This window comes from Rhizobium sp. R634, from assembly GCF_002211305.1.
Taxonomy (GTDB): domain Bacteria; phylum Pseudomonadota; class Alphaproteobacteria; order Rhizobiales; family Rhizobiaceae; genus Rhizobium.
On the sequence record NZ_LOKW01000002.1, the window covers coordinates 112,261 to 129,630 of the forward strand.

Genomic DNA, 17,370 nt, shown 5'->3' on the forward strand with positions numbered 1-17,370 from the left:
TGCACATTTTTGTGCGGCATGCGCTATTTGCCGGGCGCTGGCGCTCCGGGCAGGCCGTTCAGGGGCGGCAAAGTGAGACCGGGGATCTGCGGCGAGCCGTTGCCGCCGCCCACCGGCGGCAGGCCGAGCTGGCCGCCGAAACCGGGCACTTCGATCTTGATCGAGTTCGGGTCCACCTTCGGGCCGCGGTCCAGCCAGTAGGTTACCGATTCCGGCCAAAAGATGACGATCGCCACCAGGATGACTTGCATGCCGACCCAGGGGAGGGCGCCCATGTAGATGTCCGAGGTCTTGACCTCCTTGCCGGCGATCGATCGCAGGTAGAAGAGCGCGAAACCGAACGGCGGATGCATGAAGCTCGTCTGCATGTTCACGCAGATCAGCACGCCGAACCAGATCAGGTCGATGCCGAGGCTGGAGGCGACGGGGGCGAGCATCGGGATGACGATGAAGGCGATCTCGAAGAAATCGAGGAAGAAGGCGAGGATGAAAATGAAGATATTGACGAAGATCAGGAAGCCGACCGGACCGCCTGGAATGCCTGAGAGCATGTGCTCGATCCAGCGTGAGCCGTCCATGCCCTGGAAGACCAGGCTGAAGCAGGTCGAGCCGATCAGGATCATCACCACCATCGACGTGATATGCGTGGTCGACGTCATCGCCTCGCGGATCAGCGGCCAGGTGAGGCGGCGATGCAGGGCGGCGAGCCCCATGGCGCCGACGACGCCGAGCGCGCCTGCTTCCGTCGGCGTGGCAAGGCCCATGAAGATGGTGCCGAGGACGAGGAAGATCAGTACGATCGAAGGCACCATGCCCATCAGCACCTTCGCCAGCAGCGCCCAGTCGAGATCGCCGCGCACTTCTTTCGGCAGCGGCGGCATCGATTTCGGCCGGATGATCGACATGACAAGGATGAAGAGCACGAAGATCGTCACCTGCAGGATCGAGGGGCCGATCGCGCCGAGATACATGTCGCCGACCGACCGGCCGAGCTGATCGGCGAGAACGACGAGGACGAGCGAGGGCGGGATGACCTGGGTGATCGTGCCCGAGGCGGCGATGACGCCGGTGGCAAGGCGCGGACTGTAGCCGTAGCGCAGCATGATCGGCAGCGAGATCACGCCCATGGTGATGACGGAGGCCGCGACCGTGCCGGTGATGGCGCCGAGCACGGCGCCGACGAGGATGACGGCATAGGCAAGGCCGCCGGGGATGGCGCCGAAGAGCTTGCCGGTGCCTTCGAGCAGATCCTCGGCAAGTCCGCATCGCTCCAGCACCGCACCCATGAAAGTGAAGAAGGGAATGGCGAGCAAGAGGTCGTTGGACACGATGCCGAACAGGCGCAGCGGCAGATTGTGCAGGAAAGCTTCGCTGAAATGGCCCGTGACGATGCCGATGATGCCGAAGAGCAGGCCTACGGCGGCGAGCGAAAAGGCGACCGGAAAGCCGTAGAGCATGAAGACGACCATGCCCAGGAACATCGCCGGCGGAATGATGCCGAAATCAAACAAATCAGTTCCTCCCGGTCCGCTTTATTGCAGCGGTTTTTCGTATGTGGTGTCGATGCTGATGCGGCCGGTGAGCGCTGCGATCCGCTTGATCAGCTCGGAAACGCCCTGAAGGGAAAGCAGCGCGAAGCCGGCGACCAGGATCAGTTTGACGGGCCAGCGGATCAAGCCGCCGGCATTGCCCGATATCTCCCCCTGCTGGTAGGAGAGGGCGAAAAACGGCCAGCACAGCCAGGCGAGATAGATGCATGCGGGCAGGAGCAAGAAGATGAGGCCGACGATGTCGATCCAGATCCTCGCCTTCTCCGAAACCGCGCCATAGATCAGGTCGACACGCACATGTTCGTTGTTGCGCAGCGCATGCGAAGCGCCGAGCATGACGACGAAGGCGAAGAGATACCACTGAATCTCCAGCCAGCCGTTCGAACTGTAGTTGAAGGTGTAGCGGACGATGGCGTTTCCGGCGCTGATCAGACAGCAGAAGAGTACCATGTACTCGGAAAATTTGCCCACGATGCGACTGAGCCAGTCGATCAACCGGCTGACTGCCAGAAGTGCCGACATTCGTTCCCCTTGTCTTTTGTCCTGCCGGTTTCCGGCAGCTTTCCTTCTTTGCAATCGATGTAGACCACGGCCTTAGAAATTGGAAGGATAAATGCCTCGCCTTGGAGTATAGTCTTAGCCGCGATGGCCGGTTTGCGCGACTTCTGGAGATTTGGACAACCCTGACGTGGATAAATTATTTCAATAATCTCGCCGAGAGGATGCATTATCACCTGTAAGATGTGACGTTCATCCTCTGGTTTTAGAAAATTTGACCAAATGTTTGATTCGATTGAAATCAATTTTTAAAGGGTTGGCCTTAGACTCCCCGCGCACAGGGAAAGTGTGGATGAAGCCAGATAACCCGAACAGGGTCCCTTTAGATGTGTATCTGTCGTTTGTGAGTTCCCTTTCCGGGAACCGCATGACGCTTCTTGCTGGCGTGATCGTCCACATCGCGACTTGCCTCGCCGTCGCCGCCAAGACGCAATATTCCATCTACATCGTGTTGTCGCTCGCCTTCCTTCTGGTCTTCAGCGCCCGCATGGCTATCTTCCGGCAGTTCGATCGCGTCGACAAGGAAAGCCTGTCGCGGGCCGACATCGAGCGCTGGGAGCGGATCTTGGTGGCCGGTGCCGCCTGCACCACTGCCCTTCTCGGCTTCGCCAGCGGCTATGCCATCTTCGTCGTGCACGATTCCTTCGCGGAGCTCGCCTGCATTTCGGTCACCATGGCGACCATGGTTTCCGTCGTCGGCCGCAATTACGGTTCGCGCCTTGCTGTCGATCTCCAGACGTTTTCCTGCTGTTTGCCGATGATCGTCTGCAGCCTGCTGGCGATGGATTTCTATCGCGGCGTGCTGTCGATCTTCCTCATTCCTTTCTGGCTGACGACGCGAGCCATGGCGAACGGGGTGCGCGAGTTCCTCTACGAGAATGTCATCGCGCGCCGGGAAATCACCATGATCGCCGACCGTTTCGATACGGCGCTCAACAACATGCCGCACGGCCTCGTCATGGTCGATGCCGAAAACCGCATTCAGGTCGTCAACCGCAAGGCCTGCGAGCTTCTGAAGATCGGCGCGCCTGAGCGGCTGAAAGACCGCGACCTCGGCGCGGTGCTGCGCTATGGCGCGCGCCACAGCTTCATGGATGCCTCGCAGCCGGAGCTTATCCTGCGCCAGCTCACCCAGGTGGCCGAAGGCAACCTGTCGCGCACGCTCATCCATTTCCCCGAAGGCCTGTCGCTCGAATTCTCGGCCAGCCGAAGGGCCGATGGCGGCGCCGTGCTGATCTTCGAGGACGTGTCGAGCCGGGTCAAGGCAGAGCAGAAGATCATGCACATGGTCCGCTTCGACGCGCTGACCGGCCTGCCGAACAGGGAATATTTCGGCCAGCTCGTGCAGGAATATCTCGCCAAACATCCGAGGAAATCAGGCCCGCTCGGCTTCATGGTGCTGGACATCGACGAGTTCAAGCATGTCAACGACATGCGCGGCCATGTCACCGGCGACCATCTGCTTTGCGCCATCGCCGCCCGCATCAAGCAGGCTTCGGGCAACGCCATCCTCGGACGGCTGATGGGGGACCAGTTCATCCTGTTCTTCCCGCATGCGAAGGAGCCGGCTTCGCTCGATCTCGAGATCCGCCGTGTGCATGCCGCGATCCAGGGTCATTACGAGGTTGACGAGATTACTTTCCTGGTTTCGCTCAGCGCCGGCTATGCGATCCTCGAAAGCACTGCCTTTGCGCTCGACGAATGGAGCGTCAAGGCGGATCTTGCGCTCTTCGAAAGCAAGTCGCGCCTCAAGGGCGGCATATCCGGCTTCGAGCGGGAAATGGACGGCCGCTATATCGAGCAGCAGAAGCTGAAGGCGGATCTGCGCGAGGCGGTTTCGGCGCAAGCGCTGCATCTCGTCTTCCAGCCGATGTTCCGGGCCGACGGCACACGGATCGAATGCGCCGAGGCCCTGGCGCGCTGGGTGCATCCGGAGAAGGGATCGATTCCGCCCGATGTCTTCATCCGGCTCGCCGAGGATATGGGCATCATTTCCGACATCACCCGCTTCGTGCTGTTCAAGGCCTGCAGCGAATGCATGAACTGGCCGGACCATATTGCCGTCTCGGTCAATCTTTCGGCGCGGGATCTGCGCGATGCGGACATTCTCGCGGTGGTCGCCGATGCGCTTGCCCATTCCGGCCTGGATGCGGCGCGGCTGCATCTCGAAGTCACCGAAAGCTGCCTGATCGACGAACCGCAGGCCGTGCGCGCCATCCTGGCGGAACTCAGGGCGCGCGGCATCACCATCGCCATCGACGACTTCGGCACCGGCTTCTCCAGCCTCAGCTATCTCGACACGCTGCCGCTCGATATCGTCAAAATCGATCGCTCCTTCGTCCGCAATATCGTCGAGGATACCCGCCGCCTCAAACTCCTGCGCGGCACGGTCCATCTCGCCCGCGAACTGGGGCTGAAGATTGTCATCGAGGGCGTCGAGACCGAAGAGCAGCTCGCCCTGCTCAACAAGCATCGCAGCACCGACCTCGTGCAAGGCTATGTTTTCTCGCAGCCCGTGCCTTCCCAGAATATCCCGCTGTTGCAGCAGGGCATCGGCCGCCGCCCCGTTCAGCGTCGGCGCAGCAAGGTCGCCTGAGCGCTCCGCATCGGCCGCTTTTGCGCTGACAATTCTCCGCACCGTTAACCTTAACACTTTATAAACGGTCCGAATTATCGGATTTTCTTGCCTAAATCTCGCCGGCGTATGATTAATGATCCGTTAACGAGCGGATCGGGAAAATGTCAGAGACACTGTTCAAGCGTAGCGATTTCAGCGCGAAAATTTTGGAAGTTTTGGATCATGTCGAATATCGCCGCGTCGAAAGCAGCGAGGACATGGAGCAGGTGGAACGCCTGCGCTACAAGGCCTACAAGGCCCACGACGTACTCGCGCTCGCTCCGAAGGGGCTGCTTGACGACAGCGATTTCGACAGCCACGCCTATATCTTCGGCCTGTATTATTATGGGGAACTGGTCAGCACCATCCGGGTTCATTATGTGACACCGGAGCATCGCCTCAGCCAGTCCGGCGGCGCCTTTCCCGAGGCGATGGATGAGCTTCTGGATGCGGGGCTGACGCTGATCGATCCGGCGCGTTTTGCGGCCGACCCCGAACTCACCGCCGATCTGCCCTGGGTTCCCTATCTGACACTGCGGCCGACCATCGTCGCGGCGGCGTATTTCCGTGCGGACCGGGTTCTGCAGTTCGTCCGGCCTCCGCATGCCGCTTTCTATAAGCGGGTCTTCTATGCCGATACGGTCGTGCCGGGCCGGCTGGCGAAGAATTACGGGATCGACATGACGCTGATGGCGACGAATGTGGTCGAGGTCGGGCGCAAGCTGCTGACGCGCTATCCGTTCTTCATCTCCAGCGCCAGCGAGCAGCGCATGATGTTTTCGCGCAACCCCAACGACACGCTGCCGCCGCTCACCATCATTCCGACGGCGCGTTTCGTGCCGCCAGGCGAGCTCGGCACCGACCTGCCGCTCTGATTTCTGCTGCTCTCCTGATGGAAAAGGGCAGGCGGCAATGACAAGATCCGCAGCCGGTGGTCAGGCGCGCTTTTTCCCTTGCTGGAGAAGGTGGTTTGGAACCGCGGCTGCGGCATTCTCATGCATTGCGCTTTCGCCTGTCATTGTGTAATTCCTGCAGGCAGGGACTTCCCTCGGCGCAGCCAAGGGAATCAGGCAGCGCAAAGGCATTTCAGGGAGACGATATTTATGGCCGAACATCATACCGGACCGGTCGAGACCGGCGCGCCGATGGATTACAAGGAACATGAGCAGACCTACAACATGTTCATTGCCGGCACGAAATACGGCTCGATGCTTCTCGTCGTTCTCCTGCTCGCGATGACCGCCGGTTTCTTCGGCGGCGCCGGCCTTCTCGGCGGTCTCTTCGTCTTCATCATCCTTCTCGCCATCGGCATCTTCATGGTCCGCTGATCGCGGCCGGCGCATCGGTCCCGAAACCGGGATCGATGTGGAGAGCGCGCGATTCAGCAGATTGGAAGAGCTGGAGCGTTTGTGCGTCGGAGGGACGCTTGACGCTCTAGGGAAGGGGAGGCTTCTCCGAAGCTTTGTGAACTCGGTGCTTGGCCTGCGCAGGCGCGCCTGCGGCGGTCTGGCTGACCCGGAGGAGGGGGCAGTTGGGCAATATTATTTTCGTTGCAAGGGAAGTCACGGACGGGGAGACGCGTGTCGCGGCTTCTGCCGAAACCGTGAAGAAAATGAAGAGTTTCGGTTTCGACGTCGTTGTCGAAACCGATGCCGGTGCGGCGTCGCGCATTCCGGACGGAGAGTTCGAGGCCGCGGGCGCCAGGATCGGCAGTTTTGCGGATGCCGCCACCGCCGACGTGGTGCTGAAGGTGCGCCGCCCGAGCCCATCGGAAATCGCAGGCTATAAGAGCGGCGCGGTCGTCATCGCCATCATGGACCCCTATGGCAACGACGAAGCGATCGCGGCTCTCGCAGGCGCCGGGCTTTCTGCTTTCGCCATGGAGCTGATGCCGCGCATCACCCGCGCCCAGTCCATGGACGTGCTCTCATCCCAGGCCAATCTCGCCGGCTACCAGGCCGTCATCGAGGCGGCTGCGGTCTATGACCGCGCCATGCCGATGATGATGACGGCGGCAGGCACCGTGCCGGCCGCCAAGGTCTTCGTGATGGGCGCCGGTGTCGCCGGGCTTCAGGCGATCGCCACCGCGCGCCGCCTGGGTGCTGCGGTCTCGGCCACCGACGTGCGCCCGGCCGCCAAGGAGCAGGTCGCTTCCCTCGGCGCCAAGTTCATTGCCGTCGAGGACGAGGAGTTCAAGGCGGCGGAAACGGCCGGCGGCTATGCCAAAGAGATGTCGGCCGACTATCAGGCCAAGCAGGCAGCGCTCGTCGCCGAACATATCGCCAAGCAGGATATCGTCATCACCACCGCTCTCATTCCCGGCCGTCCAGCGCCGCGGCTCGTTTCGCGCGCCATGCTCGCCTCGATGAAGCCGGGTGCAGTCGCCGTCGACCTCGCGGTCGAGCGCGGCGGCAATATCGAGGGTGCCGTTGCCGGCGAGGTCGCCGACGTCGAAGGTGTCCAGGTGATCGGCTTCGCCAACATGCCTGGCCGGGTCGCTGCCAGCGCGTCGGCACTCTACGCCAAGAATCTCGTCACTTTCCTCGAGACGATGGTCAACAAGGAAAGCGGGAGCGTGGTCGTCAATCTGGACGACGAACTCGTCAAGGCGACGATGCTGACCTATGCCGGCGATGTCGTTCATCCCGCCTTCGGCGGCGCGAAGAAGGGAGACATGTGATGCCCAGTGAAGCAATGGACAGAGCGCTTCAGCAGCTCGACCAGGCGGTGACCGCCGTCGTCACGGCCGCCGCCCAGGCGCCGGAGGCGGCAAGTGCTGCGACCGGCGGGGCGATCGACCCCTTCGTCTTCCAACTCGCGATCTTCGTATTGTCGATCTTCGTCGGTTATTACGTCGTCTGGTCGGTGACGCCGGCGCTGCATACGCCGCTGATGGCCGTCACCAACGCGATCTCCTCGGTCATCGTCGTCGGCGCGCTTCTGGCGGTCGGCATCTCCACGAGCGGGCTTGCGACCGGCTTCGGTTTCGTCGCCCTCGTGCTCGTCTCGGTGAATATCTTCGGCGGCTTCCTCGTCACGCAGCGAATGCTTGCGATGTACCGCAAGAAGGACAGGTGAGGACCGATGACCAATATCGCAGCTTTCCTCTACCTCGTCTCCGGCGTTCTCTTCATCCTGGCGCTACGCGGCCTGTCGCATCCTGCCACCAGCCGCAAGGGCAATCTCTACGGCATGGTCGGCATGGGGATCGCCATCCTGACGACGCTCGTGCTGGCGACGCCTAATTTCAGCGGTTTCGTACTGATCGTCCTCGGCCTGGCCATCGGCGGCAGCGTCGGCGCCTATGTTGCCCGCACCATCCCCATGACCTCGATGCCGCAGCTCGTCGCCGGCTTCCACTCGCTGGTCGGCCTTGCCGCCGTGCTGGTGGCGGCTTCCGCGCTCTATACGCCCGCTTCCTTCGGCATCGGCGAGATCGGCCACATCCATACCGAAGCGCGCGTCGAGATGGCGCTCGGCGTGGCGATCGGGGCACTGACCTTCACCGGTTCCATCATCGCCTTCCTGAAGCTCGACGGGCGCATGTCCGGCAAGCCGATCCTGCTGCCCTACCGGCATGTGATCAATGCGGCCCTGCTGATGCTGATCGTGCTCTTCATCATCGGGCTTGCCGCCACCGAAAGCCATTTCGACTTCTGGGCCGTGGTGGCGCTGTCGCTGGCGCTCGGGGTTCTACTGATCGTGCCGATCGGCGGCGCCGATATGCCCGTCGTCGTTTCGATGCTGAATTCCTATTCCGGATGGGCCGCGGCCGGCATCGGCTTCACGCTTGGCAACCTGGCGCTGATCATCACCGGCGCGCTTGTCGGCTCCTCCGGTGCCATTCTCTCCTACATCATGTGCAAGGGCATGAACCGCTCCTTCATCTCGGTCATTCTCGGCGGTTTCGGCGGCGAGACGACGTCGGGCGGAGCCGATACGTCGGACAGGACCGTCAAGCTCGGCTCGGCCGAGGATGCGGCCTATCTGATGGCGAATGCGTCGAAGGTCATCATCGTGCCGGGATACGGCATGGCGGTCGCCCAGGCCCAGCATGCGCTGCGCGAACTCGCTGACAATCTGAAGAAGAACGGCGTCGAGGTGAAATATGCGATCCACCCGGTCGCAGGCCGCATGCCCGGCCATATGAACGTGCTGCTTGCCGAAGCCAATGTTCCCTATGACGAGGTCTTCGAGCTCGAGGACATCAATTCGGAATTCGCCCAGGCCGACGTCGCCTATGTCATCGGCGCCAATGACGTCACCAATCCGGCGGCGCGCGACGACAAGACCTCGCCGATCTACGGCATGCCGATCCTCGACGTCGACCGGGCCAAAACCTGCCTCTTCGTCAAGCGCTCGCTCGGTTCGGGCTATGCCGGCATCGACAATACGCTGTTCTACAAGGACGGCACGATGATGCTGCTCGGCGACGCCAAGAAGATGACCGAGGACATCAACAAGGCGATCGCGCATTGACCGACGCAGAAACAGCCGCCTTCGGGCGGCTGTTTAATTCAAGCCGCATGACATGCGCCATGTCGGCTGCGGTCAGCGCCTTCCTCATACCTCGCCCGGCACCAGCGTCATCTTCTCGACGCCGATCGCGAGGTTCAGCCCTTCCTGGGCCTGGACGTTCAGCGGCTGCAGCATGAAGGCTTTGTTGGTGCCGCCGGCGATCACCTTGGCTCCGGCGCCCGCACCGATGCTGGCATCGGCGCCGACGCCGTAATACTCACCGGCAAGCGCGAATTGCGGCATATCCGTGCCGGTCTTCGCCAGCACCTGCCAGATCATCACGCTCTTGCCGGTCTGGCCGATATCGAGGCCGAATTTCTCGATCTTGCCGGCATAGACCGCCTTGGGGCCGCCCGTTGCCGGCGTATAGGTGCAGATGAGGTTCTTCTGTGAGGTGATGATCAGGCCCTGGCCGCCATCCGATCCGCAGACCAGCCGGCCAAGCGTAACATAGTTTTCCGCGCTGGCCGGGCCTGCCCAGACAGCGGCCGCCAATGCAGCGGTTGCGATCATCGTTTGCTTGAACATGGTCTTTCTCCTTTGGAACGACCTGTCCGAAACGGGTGGAGGTGGCGATTGTTCCTGCGCTATTCCCGCTCCAGCGTGCCACGCTGGGCGGTCAAAACCCACAGCAGGCCTTCGGGCCGGAAATCGACCTCGACGGTGCCGCGAAAGGCAGCGGCGGCATGGGCCTTGATGACAGTCGTGCCGAAACCCGAGCGTGAGGGCTGCGTTACCGGCGGGCCTCCGCGCTCGTCCCAGGTGAAGCGGAGCAGGGCCTCCGGCTTGTCTACCTCCGTCACATCCCGCCATTCGAAGCGAACGCGGCCCTGCGGTACGGAAAGCGCACCGTATTTCACCGAATTGGTGGCGAGTTCATGCAGGGCAAGGCCGAGATTCTGCACCGCATCCGGCTTCAGGACGAAATCTTTACCGCTGATTTCGATCTGTTCGCGCGCCTGCGGGAAGGCCTGCAGGTGGATGTCGACGACGCGCCTCAGCGAAACGCCTCCCCACTGCTCGCTCGTCAGCAGTTCGATCGAGCGCACCAGCCCTTCCAGGCGATCTGCGACGGCGGCCTGGAAGGTCTCGACGCTGTCGGCCTGTTTGGCGAGCTGGCGCATCATCGCCTGGGCAAGCGTCAGAAGATTTTTGGTGCGGTGGACGAGCTCATGCATGACGAAGCGCAGCCGGTCTTCGGTCTGGCTGCGATCGAAAGAGGCGTTGGAAAGGGCGATCGCCACCTGGTTCGCCTCGATGACGCTGGTCTCGACCGGTGAGACGATATGGCCTTCGCCCATGCGGTTCGCCATGTCGGCGATTTCGCGGATGGTGGTGCGGACCTGCCTTGCGACGGCATAGGCGGCCAGCACGGCGACGAGCACCAGCGCGACTCCGCCGATGATAAGGAAGCGCCAGGTGCTGAGGATCGACGCCTGGGCGACCGGCCCCCAGATCACCGTCTTCCAGGACCAGCCGGGAATCTGGGCATAGCCGAGAAGCATGTGCGGCAAGACCGCCTCGTCTTCGAAGACGCCCCGGAAAGTGCCGAGCGCCGGCAGAACGCGCGGATCGAAGGGCGTGCCCGGTTCGAGATTGGCCGGCCCGGTGGCGGCGACGACATGGCCGCTCTGGTCGATGATGGCGGCCGACCAGCCGGGGGCGAGGCCTTCCGTGGTTACCAGCCTGCCCAGATCCTTGGCGTCCTGTGTGATGATGAGAGCTGCGACGGGATCGTTCCGCCGTGGCAGGGTGACATTGTAGACCCAGTCGCCGCTGGTCCGGCCGCGGAAGACATCGGAAGCCTCGATGCGGCCGGAGGTCATGGCCGATTCGAGAGACGGCATGTTCGCCACCTTGTCGAGCGGGGTGCCGAACGCCCGGCGCGTGTTCAGGAGTTGCTGGCCGGTGCGGTCGACGGCGATGACGAACAGCGTATTGTTCCGCAACGCTGTTTCCGTGCGTTCGTGGAAGGCGGCGAGATTGCCGTTTTCCAGCTCCGGGGAGCTCGACAGCAACCGCAGCGTCGTGGCCATGTCCTGCAGTTGGCGGTCGATGATGCGCGAAAGGGCGACGGCGTCCTGAGCCGTCTCGCGTTTCAGCGCCGAGCGCTGGTTATCCTCCAGCTGCAGGAGAAGCAGTGCCACGAAGGCAAAGATCGGCAGTGCGATCGCCACCGCCATGGCGACGAGATAGGTGCCGATCGAGGCCTTGGGAAAGAACAGTGCGAGGATCTTCATCTATTGCGCCACATAACCTGCGCGGTGGATGAAGCCATGCAGCGCTTCAAAGCGCTGCAGCGTCCTCTACGCCTCTGAAAAGAGGCGCGGCGCTGCGATGCGCGCAGCCCGCAACAGTTTTCGTTCGCGGTCAGGAAAGCAAAGATCCTCATCTCTCGCAAACCGCCCTCAACGCGTTTCGTATCGCCGATAGCAGGCTATCGAAGCAGGCGCATGTTAGGGGGAGGAGCAGCAGGTTGCAACACAGTATGACATGCCATCGAAGAGGGCGGACGTTTTTTCGGCCTGCTTTTTTGACGCGGGCGGAACTGCCTGTGTGGGCTGGATGGCGCTTATGAACGGCGCCCAATCAAAAATGCGCTCGAAAAGCCGCCGGAGGATTCGCTTGGGTTGCCAGGATCTCCGCCGGTGTTCCGATCGGCGGCAAGAGGCCGTTGCGGGCGGCCGGTGCTCCGGGCCGCCCAATGCGTGTCTTTAGCCGGCTGGGGCGACACCGACGCGGGCCAGGCCGTCGCGGGCCGGCTGGTATTTGGGATCGAGGCCGATTGCGTGGCGATAGGAGCGGGCGGCCTTCGCCTTGTCGCCGCGGCGTTCGTAGACGAGCGCCTGGTTGGCCCAGGATTCGGCGATGTTGCCGTTGAGTTCGATCGCATGATTGAAATCGGCAAAGGCGTTATCGTCGTCGTTCAGCGCGAAGTAGGAGATGCCGCGGCCATTATAAGGCTCGGGAGAATTCGGCGCGAGCGAGATGGCCTTCGAGAAATCGTCGATCGCCTTGTCCTGCTGGTTGCGCTTCTGAAAGATCAGGCCGCGATTGTGATAGGCGCGGCCATCGGTGGTGCCGAGCTGGATCGCCTTGTTGAAGTCGTTGAAGGCCGCATCGTCCTGGCCGGCCATGCGATAGACATTGCCGCGGCCGATATAGGCGACGTCGTAGCTCGGATTGATCTGCAGGGCGGCGTTATAGTCGGCAATCGCCTGCTGCTGCTGGCCCATGTTGCGATAGACAAGGGCGCGGTTGGCATACGCCTGGAAGAAGCGCGGATTGATCTGCAATGCCGTGTTGAAATCGTTCAGCGCCTGGCGGAACTGGCCGCCGCGGCCATAGGCGGAACCGCGGACATTGTAGCCTTCGGGATCCCTCGGATTGGCGTTGATAACCGCCGTCAGCGACGCGATGTTCTCTTCCGAGCCCTGCGCCTTGTCGATGCGGATCACGGCGTCCGTGGTGTTGGTCGTTTCGCAGCCGGCGAGGCCGAGCATGGCGGCCAGCGTCAAGGCGGGCAGGAATGCGGTTTTCTGCAAGCGCCAGGCGCGGGACGGATTGAAGGTGATATCAGCCATTCGGGCTCGCTTTCCCCATGCGGCATATCCGGTACGCGGATATGCGATCTTCAGCGGCAAACTAAAAAGGCGGCGGCGAACCCATCGCCCCCGCCACAATGCATCTGAAAACGTCGAAAAAACGACGGCAACGCTTAGCGTGCGACCAGACCTTCGCGCTGGGCGCGCTTGCGGGCCAGCTTGCGAACGCGGCGAACAGCCTCGGCCTTTTCGCGAGCACGCTTCTGCGACGGCTTCTCGTAGTAGTCGCGCATCTTCATTTCGCGGAAAATGCCTTCGCGCTGCATCTTCTTCTTGAGAGCGCGGAGAGCCTGATCGACATTGTTATCGCGGACAAGTACCTGCACGAGAATCACGTTCCTTTGGTTTGGTTGATGCCTGAGGCGGCGCAGCGCCAGGGGCAAAAATATAACGTTCGCGCGGCCGCAGCCTTGCGATTGGTGATGCGGGATAGCAGATCGGGTAGGGGAAGTCCAGATGGATATGGAGGGCGGGCGGAAAAATCACGCCTCGTCCGACACCCGGCTGCGATCGGCCGCCTCGGGCAAAGTTTCATCCAGCGCGGCAATCGCCTCCTTGAGGGCTGTCCTGACCCGCAGGCGATCGGCCGGCTCCAACCGGCTCATATCCAGATGCAGGTCGAGGCCCGAGAGGTGTTCGCTGAGAACGCGGCTCTTGTGATCGGCGCCGAGCTTCAGCCCGTCAACCGCATAGGGCACGATCTCGCGCTGTATGCCCTTCATCGTGATCGGCGGCAAGGGATGGGCATCGACGATTTCGTTTACCAGCGCATAGGTTTCGTAGCTGATGACGATTTCTCCGCCCTGGGCGATCGATTGCAGACGGGCCGCGAGATTGGCCTCGGCGCCGATGATCGTATAGTCCATGCGGTCATTGCTGCCGAAATTGCCGACGTTGCAGTAACCGCTGTTGATTCCCATGCGGACCACGAACGGCTCCTCGGTCCCGTTCCTCCGCCACCTGTCCTTGAGTTCTCCGAGGCGGCGCTGCATGTCGACCGCCATGCGCAGGCAGGCTTTCGCATCCTCTTCGGAGCCTTTCGTTTCCGGATCGCCGAAAAAGACCAGCATCGCGTCGCCGATGAACTTGTCCACCGTGCCGCCATGCTCGAGCGCAATCTTCGACATTTCGGTCAGATATTCGTTGAGCATCTCCGTCAGGGCTTCCGGCTGCAGGCGCTCGGTGGTCGCGGTAAAATCCTTGATGTCCGAGAAGAAGATGGTCAGGCGCTTGCGCTCAGTATGGACGACGACATCCTTCTGCCCGCTGAAGATGCTCTTGTAGATCTGCGGCGAGAGATAGCGCGAGATCTTCAGGGAAACGCTGGCGAGGAACTCGTTCGCCGCTTCCAGATCCTGGTTGGCGCCGTGGATCGCCCGCGTCTGCTGCCGCTGGAGCAGGATGAAGCTGATGCCGATGACGGCGACGAACAGGAAGTAGCAGAGCAGATATTTGAAGGCGAAGACGTTGCTGACATAAGGCTGTCTGATGATGACTTCCTGAATGCCGCGCACATCACCCACTTTCCAATCGGTCTTGGGGCTTTCGGGATGGCTGTTGTGGCAGGCGACGCAGGCCTGGCCCATGACGACAGGGGTGATGAACCTCAACGTATCGGTCAATCCGACACGGGTAAGGTCGTTCAGCGTCTGCTGCGGATTGGCGCGCAGGGCGGCGAGCGCCTGCTTCTCGAAGTCGTCGAGCTCGTGGGATGCGCGGCTCTTGAAGGGGAGGTCGGAAACGAAACGGTAGGTGATATTGGCCTGCTGTTCCTTGATGACGTCGCCGAGTTCCAGGGAAAGGGTTGCCGGCAGCGGTATGGCGCCCGGGATATTGGCGTAGTTATGGGAGACGACCGTGCCTGCCGTGCCTCCGCTCGCATGCGCGGCCAGAACACGCCCAACGACATTCGTGGAATAATAAGAGCGGATGCTCGATATCAGCGAGCTCATGTCGCGCGCCTGCCGCCGCAGGGTATTTCCCGAGAGATCGCTGATATCGAGCCAGACGGCAAGCGGCAGCCCCGCGAGCATGGCCAGCACCACGACAATCAGCCAGTAGCCGCTCCGGCGCGCGGCGGATTCGGAAATCACGGGCGACCCTCATTCTTTTTGGAAAGCATCCGATTTTCGATCGCTACAAGAACATTTCGCCGCCTGCCCGGCAAGATCGAAGCCCTTGTCATGCCGGCAAAAGGGCGGCCAAAATTGGAGATGTCGCGCGGCAGGCCAAAAAGGGAGGAGCCGGGCTCGATGTGCGAATGGCGTTTGGGCCGAAAGCGGCGTAGCCTGTCTTCCGGCAGCTGCGGGCCTGCTCCGCCGGCCGTGGGAGGGACAGCCGGTGAGATCATGACGCGCGTCCAGCAAATCGGTGTCGTTATCGGTCTGGCGATCGTGGCTCTGCTGACGATGCTGCGCGCAGGCGATCCCGGAATTTTCAAGCTGATCCGCGGCGTGACGTTCGACGAGTATCAGCGGCTCGTTCCGAGAACCTTCGCGCCGATGCCGGTCCGGGTCATCGACATCGACGAAGCTTCGCTGCGCGAATTCGGCCAATGGCCGTGGCCGCGAGACCGGCTGGCTCTGCTGGTGGACCGGCTTTCGGAAATGGGCGCTGCGGCCATCGCCTTCGATGTTCTGTTCTCCGAGCCGGACCGGCTGTCGCCCCGCAATGTCGTGCGCGAGGTTGCCGGGATCGATCCCTCGCTTGCCGAAAAGCTGCCCGACAATGACGAGATCTTCGCCCGTTCGATCGCCGAGAAGCCCGTCGTGCTCGGTTTCGGCCTCTCCAACGAGGGCAATTACCGGCCGCCCGTGAAGGCGGGCTTCGCCTTTACGGGCGAAAGCCCCGTCTCGGCGCCGCCCCATCTCGGCGCCTCGACGCCGCTCAGGCCGCAACTGGAAGCAAACGCGGCCGGGCTCGGCCATATCAGCCTCAATCCCGGCAATCCCTCGCCGGTGGTGCGGGCGGTTCCGCTGTTCCTGACCGATGGCACGCAGCTTTATCCGAATCTCGCGGTCGAAGCGCTACGCGTGGCGCAGGGGGCCTCGACCTATGTGCTGGCAGGCGCGCCCGATCGCGCCGGCATCATGACCACGGCGAAGATCGGGGATTTCATCGTGCCGCTGACGGCGGCGGGCGAACTCTGGCTCTATGTCACTCCCGACCGGGCCGAGCGTTACATATCCGTTCGGCAGGTGCTTGCGCCGGAAGGGGCGTCTCCCGAGACCGCAGCCGCCATCGCCGGCAGCATCGTCTTCGTCGGCACATCGGCGGCCGGCCTGCAGGATATCCGCGTCACTGCGCTCGGCGAGAACGTTCCCGGCGTTTCGCTGCATGCGCAGGCCGTGGAGCAGATCCTCTCCGGCCAGTTCCTGTCCCGGCCCGACTGGGCGGACGGGCTTGAAATCCTCGTCATCGCGGTGCTTGGGTGCCTGCTCGTCGTGGTGACGACCTTCGTCAGCCCCGCCGTTGCACTGGTCTGCGGCCTGCTGATCACGGCAATGGCGCTTGTCGCGTCGTGGCTCTCCTTTCTCTATGCCGGGCTTCTCTTCGATCCGCTGGCGCCGATCATCAGCGGATCGATCACCCATTTTGCCGCGACCTCGTTCAAGATCCTGGTGATCGACCGAGAGCGGCGCGAGGTGCGGCGCGCCTTCGGGCATTATCTCTCTCCGTCTCTGCTCCACCGCATCGAGCATAACCGCGATGCATTGCGTCTCGGCGGAGACGACCGCGAGCTGACGATGATGTTCGTCGATGTCAGGAATTTTACCGAGATGAGCGAGCGGCTGGCGCCGACGGAGGTCGTCGCCTTCCTGAATACGCTGCTCGATGCGCTGAGCCGCCATGTCGTGGCGAATGAGGGCACGCTCGACAAGTTCATCGGCGATTCGATCATGGCGTTCTGGAATGCGCCGGTCGATGTGGCGGATCACGAGACCAAGGCAGTTCGCACCGCGCTTGCCATGCGCGAGACACTTGCCGAATTGAACGCCGGCGACGCTTTCGGTTTCGGGCCCGATCAGCAGGTCAATATCGGCATCGGCATCCATACCGGCCTTGCCTGCGTCGGGAATATGGGCGCCAAGACCCGCTTCAATTATTCGGCCGTCGGAGATGCCGTCAACGTCGCGGCCCGCATCGAGTCATGCTGCAAGGAGGTCGGCTTTGATATCCTCATCTCCGACAGCACCGCGCGGTCCGTGCAGGGAATGGCGCTGATCGAGGCCGGCGCGCTGCCACTCAAGGGAAAGAGCAGCCGGACGCAGATCCTGGCCGTCGTCGGCGATGAACGGGTCGCGGCATCACAGGAATTCGCCGCGCTCGAGGTCGTTCACAGGCAGTTGATGGAGGCCCTGCAATCGCATTCGCGGAACAGCCGAAAGCTGATCAGCGCCGCCAAGCTGAGGGCGGTGCAGGTAACCGGCGCTCTGGCGGAATTCTACCAGCGCATATCCGGCAGGACCGATCATTTTCGCGAGGCGCCGGAGGGGAGCGAAAAGAGCGCCGCCGACTGAGG

The 17,370-nt window shown here is 62.3% G+C and carries 14 protein-coding genes; 7 read left to right on the forward strand and 7 right to left on the reverse strand.

What is annotated here, in order from left to right; translation table 11 throughout:
* Nucleotides 1-23: 23 nt before the first annotated feature.
* Together ATY77_RS04800 and ATY77_RS04805 are read right to left on the reverse strand one after the other, a co-directional pair.
* A complete protein-coding gene (locus ATY77_RS04800; RefSeq protein ID WP_088677824.1) occupies nucleotides 24-1,511 on the reverse strand; it encodes a TRAP transporter large permease subunit in 1,488 nt (495 codons plus the stop codon).
* Between the two features lie 21 nt (nucleotides 1,512-1,532).
* On the reverse strand, nucleotides 1,533-2,072 hold the full coding sequence (locus ATY77_RS04805; RefSeq protein ID WP_088686350.1) for a TRAP transporter small permease subunit: 540 nt from the start codon (nucleotides 2,070-2,072) through the stop codon (nucleotides 1,533-1,535).
* 328 nt (nucleotides 2,073-2,400) lie between these two features.
* Between ATY77_RS04805 and ATY77_RS04810 the strand changes: the two genes are divergently transcribed.
* The 6 genes from ATY77_RS04810 to ATY77_RS04835 all read left to right on the forward strand — a co-directional run bounded on the left by ATY77_RS04810 (nucleotide 2,401) and on the right by ATY77_RS04835 (nucleotide 9,204).
* A complete protein-coding gene (locus ATY77_RS04810) occupies nucleotides 2,401-4,704 on the forward strand; it encodes an EAL domain-containing protein (protein WP_088686351.1) in 2,304 nt (767 codons plus the stop codon).
* Between the two features lie 143 nt (nucleotides 4,705-4,847).
* On the forward strand, nucleotides 4,848-5,600 hold the full coding sequence (locus tag ATY77_RS04815) for a hypothetical protein (protein WP_088686352.1): 753 nt from the start codon (nucleotides 4,848-4,850) through the stop codon (nucleotides 5,598-5,600).
* 228 nt (nucleotides 5,601-5,828) lie between these two features.
* The gene (locus ATY77_RS04820) at nucleotides 5,829-6,053 is read left to right on the forward strand and encodes an aa3-type cytochrome c oxidase subunit IV (RefSeq protein WP_088677828.1); all 225 of its coding nucleotides are present in this window, start codon (nucleotides 5,829-5,831) and stop codon (nucleotides 6,051-6,053) included.
* Between the two features lie 203 nt (nucleotides 6,054-6,256).
* Nucleotides 6,257-7,405 (forward strand): Re/Si-specific NAD(P)(+) transhydrogenase subunit alpha, encoded by a 1,149-nt coding sequence (locus ATY77_RS04825; protein ID WP_088686353.1) that lies wholly within the window; start codon nucleotides 6,257-6,259, stop codon nucleotides 7,403-7,405.
* The gene (locus ATY77_RS04830) at nucleotides 7,405-7,803 is read left to right on the forward strand and encodes a proton-translocating transhydrogenase family protein (RefSeq protein ID WP_088686354.1); all 399 of its coding nucleotides are present in this window, start codon (nucleotides 7,405-7,407) and stop codon (nucleotides 7,801-7,803) included. Before ATY77_RS04825 ends, ATY77_RS04830 begins: the two co-directional genes overlap by 1 nt.
* Nucleotides 7,804-7,809: 6 nt before the next feature.
* Nucleotides 7,810-9,204 carry an NAD(P)(+) transhydrogenase (Re/Si-specific) subunit beta gene (locus ATY77_RS04835; protein WP_088686355.1) on the forward strand — a complete coding sequence of 465 codons (1,395 nt, stop codon included), beginning with the start codon at nucleotides 7,810-7,812 and terminating at the stop codon, nucleotides 9,202-9,204.
* A gap of 84 nt (nucleotides 9,205-9,288) precedes the next feature.
* Here the strand turns inward: ATY77_RS04835 and ATY77_RS04840 are convergent, their stop codons facing one another.
* From ATY77_RS04840 to ATY77_RS04860, 5 genes are all read right to left on the reverse strand, one after another.
* Nucleotides 9,289-9,771, reverse strand: coding sequence for a DUF992 domain-containing protein (locus ATY77_RS04840; RefSeq protein ID WP_088686356.1), 483 nt, complete (start codon nucleotides 9,769-9,771; stop codon nucleotides 9,289-9,291).
* 59 nt (nucleotides 9,772-9,830) lie between these two features.
* A complete protein-coding gene (locus tag ATY77_RS04845; RefSeq protein WP_088686357.1) occupies nucleotides 9,831-11,483 on the reverse strand; it encodes a sensor histidine kinase in 1,653 nt (550 codons plus the stop codon).
* 474 nt (nucleotides 11,484-11,957) lie between these two features.
* Nucleotides 11,958-12,827, reverse strand: coding sequence for a tetratricopeptide repeat protein (locus tag ATY77_RS04850; protein ID WP_088686358.1), 870 nt, complete (start codon nucleotides 12,825-12,827; stop codon nucleotides 11,958-11,960).
* A gap of 134 nt (nucleotides 12,828-12,961) precedes the next feature.
* Nucleotides 12,962-13,174 (reverse strand): 30S ribosomal protein S21, encoded by a 213-nt coding sequence (gene rpsU, locus ATY77_RS04855; RefSeq protein ID WP_003585885.1) that lies wholly within the window; start codon nucleotides 13,172-13,174, stop codon nucleotides 12,962-12,964.
* Between the two features lie 156 nt (nucleotides 13,175-13,330).
* The gene (locus tag ATY77_RS04860) at nucleotides 13,331-14,881 is read right to left on the reverse strand and encodes an adenylate/guanylate cyclase domain-containing protein (RefSeq protein WP_245314298.1); all 1,551 of its coding nucleotides are present in this window, start codon (nucleotides 14,879-14,881) and stop codon (nucleotides 13,331-13,333) included.
* Between the two features lie 315 nt (nucleotides 14,882-15,196).
* Here ATY77_RS04860 and ATY77_RS04870 point away from each other — a divergent pair, with 315 nt between their 5' ends.
* Nucleotides 15,197-17,368, forward strand: coding sequence for an adenylate/guanylate cyclase domain-containing protein (locus tag ATY77_RS04870; RefSeq protein WP_088686361.1), 2,172 nt, complete (start codon nucleotides 15,197-15,199; stop codon nucleotides 17,366-17,368).
* Nucleotides 17,369-17,370 lie beyond the last annotated feature (2 nt).

Excerpts from the sequence above, each read along its gene's own strand:
- ATY77_RS04840 (WP_088686356.1), bottom strand. The coding sequence starts at position 9,771 with ATGTTCAAGCAAACGATGATCGCAACCGCTGCATTGGCGGCCGCTGTC.
- ATY77_RS04835 (WP_088686355.1), top strand. The coding sequence starts at position 7,810 with ATGACCAATATCGCAGCTTTCCTCTACCTCGTCTCCGGCGTTCTCTTC.
- ATY77_RS04870 (WP_088686361.1), top strand. The coding sequence starts at position 15,197 with ATGACGCGCGTCCAGCAAATCGGTGTCGTTATCGGTCTGGCGATCGTG.
- ATY77_RS04850 (WP_088686358.1), bottom strand. The coding sequence starts at position 12,827 with ATGGCTGATATCACCTTCAATCCGTCCCGCGCCTGGCGCTTGCAGAAA.
- ATY77_RS04845 (WP_088686357.1), bottom strand. The coding sequence starts at position 11,483 with ATGAAGATCCTCGCACTGTTCTTTCCCAAGGCCTCGATCGGCACCTAT.
- ATY77_RS04810 (WP_088686351.1), top strand. The coding sequence starts at position 2,401 with ATGAAGCCAGATAACCCGAACAGGGTCCCTTTAGATGTGTATCTGTCG.
- ATY77_RS04805 (WP_088686350.1), bottom strand. The coding sequence starts at position 2,072 with ATGTCGGCACTTCTGGCAGTCAGCCGGTTGATCGACTGGCTCAGTCGC.
- ATY77_RS04820 (WP_088677828.1), top strand. The coding sequence starts at position 5,829 with ATGGCCGAACATCATACCGGACCGGTCGAGACCGGCGCGCCGATGGAT.
- ATY77_RS04815 (WP_088686352.1), top strand. The coding sequence starts at position 4,848 with ATGTCAGAGACACTGTTCAAGCGTAGCGATTTCAGCGCGAAAATTTTG.
- ATY77_RS04830 (WP_088686354.1), top strand. The coding sequence starts at position 7,405 with ATGCCCAGTGAAGCAATGGACAGAGCGCTTCAGCAGCTCGACCAGGCG.
- ATY77_RS04860 (WP_245314298.1), bottom strand. The coding sequence starts at position 14,881 with ATGCTCGCGGGGCTGCCGCTTGCCGTCTGGCTCGATATCAGCGATCTC.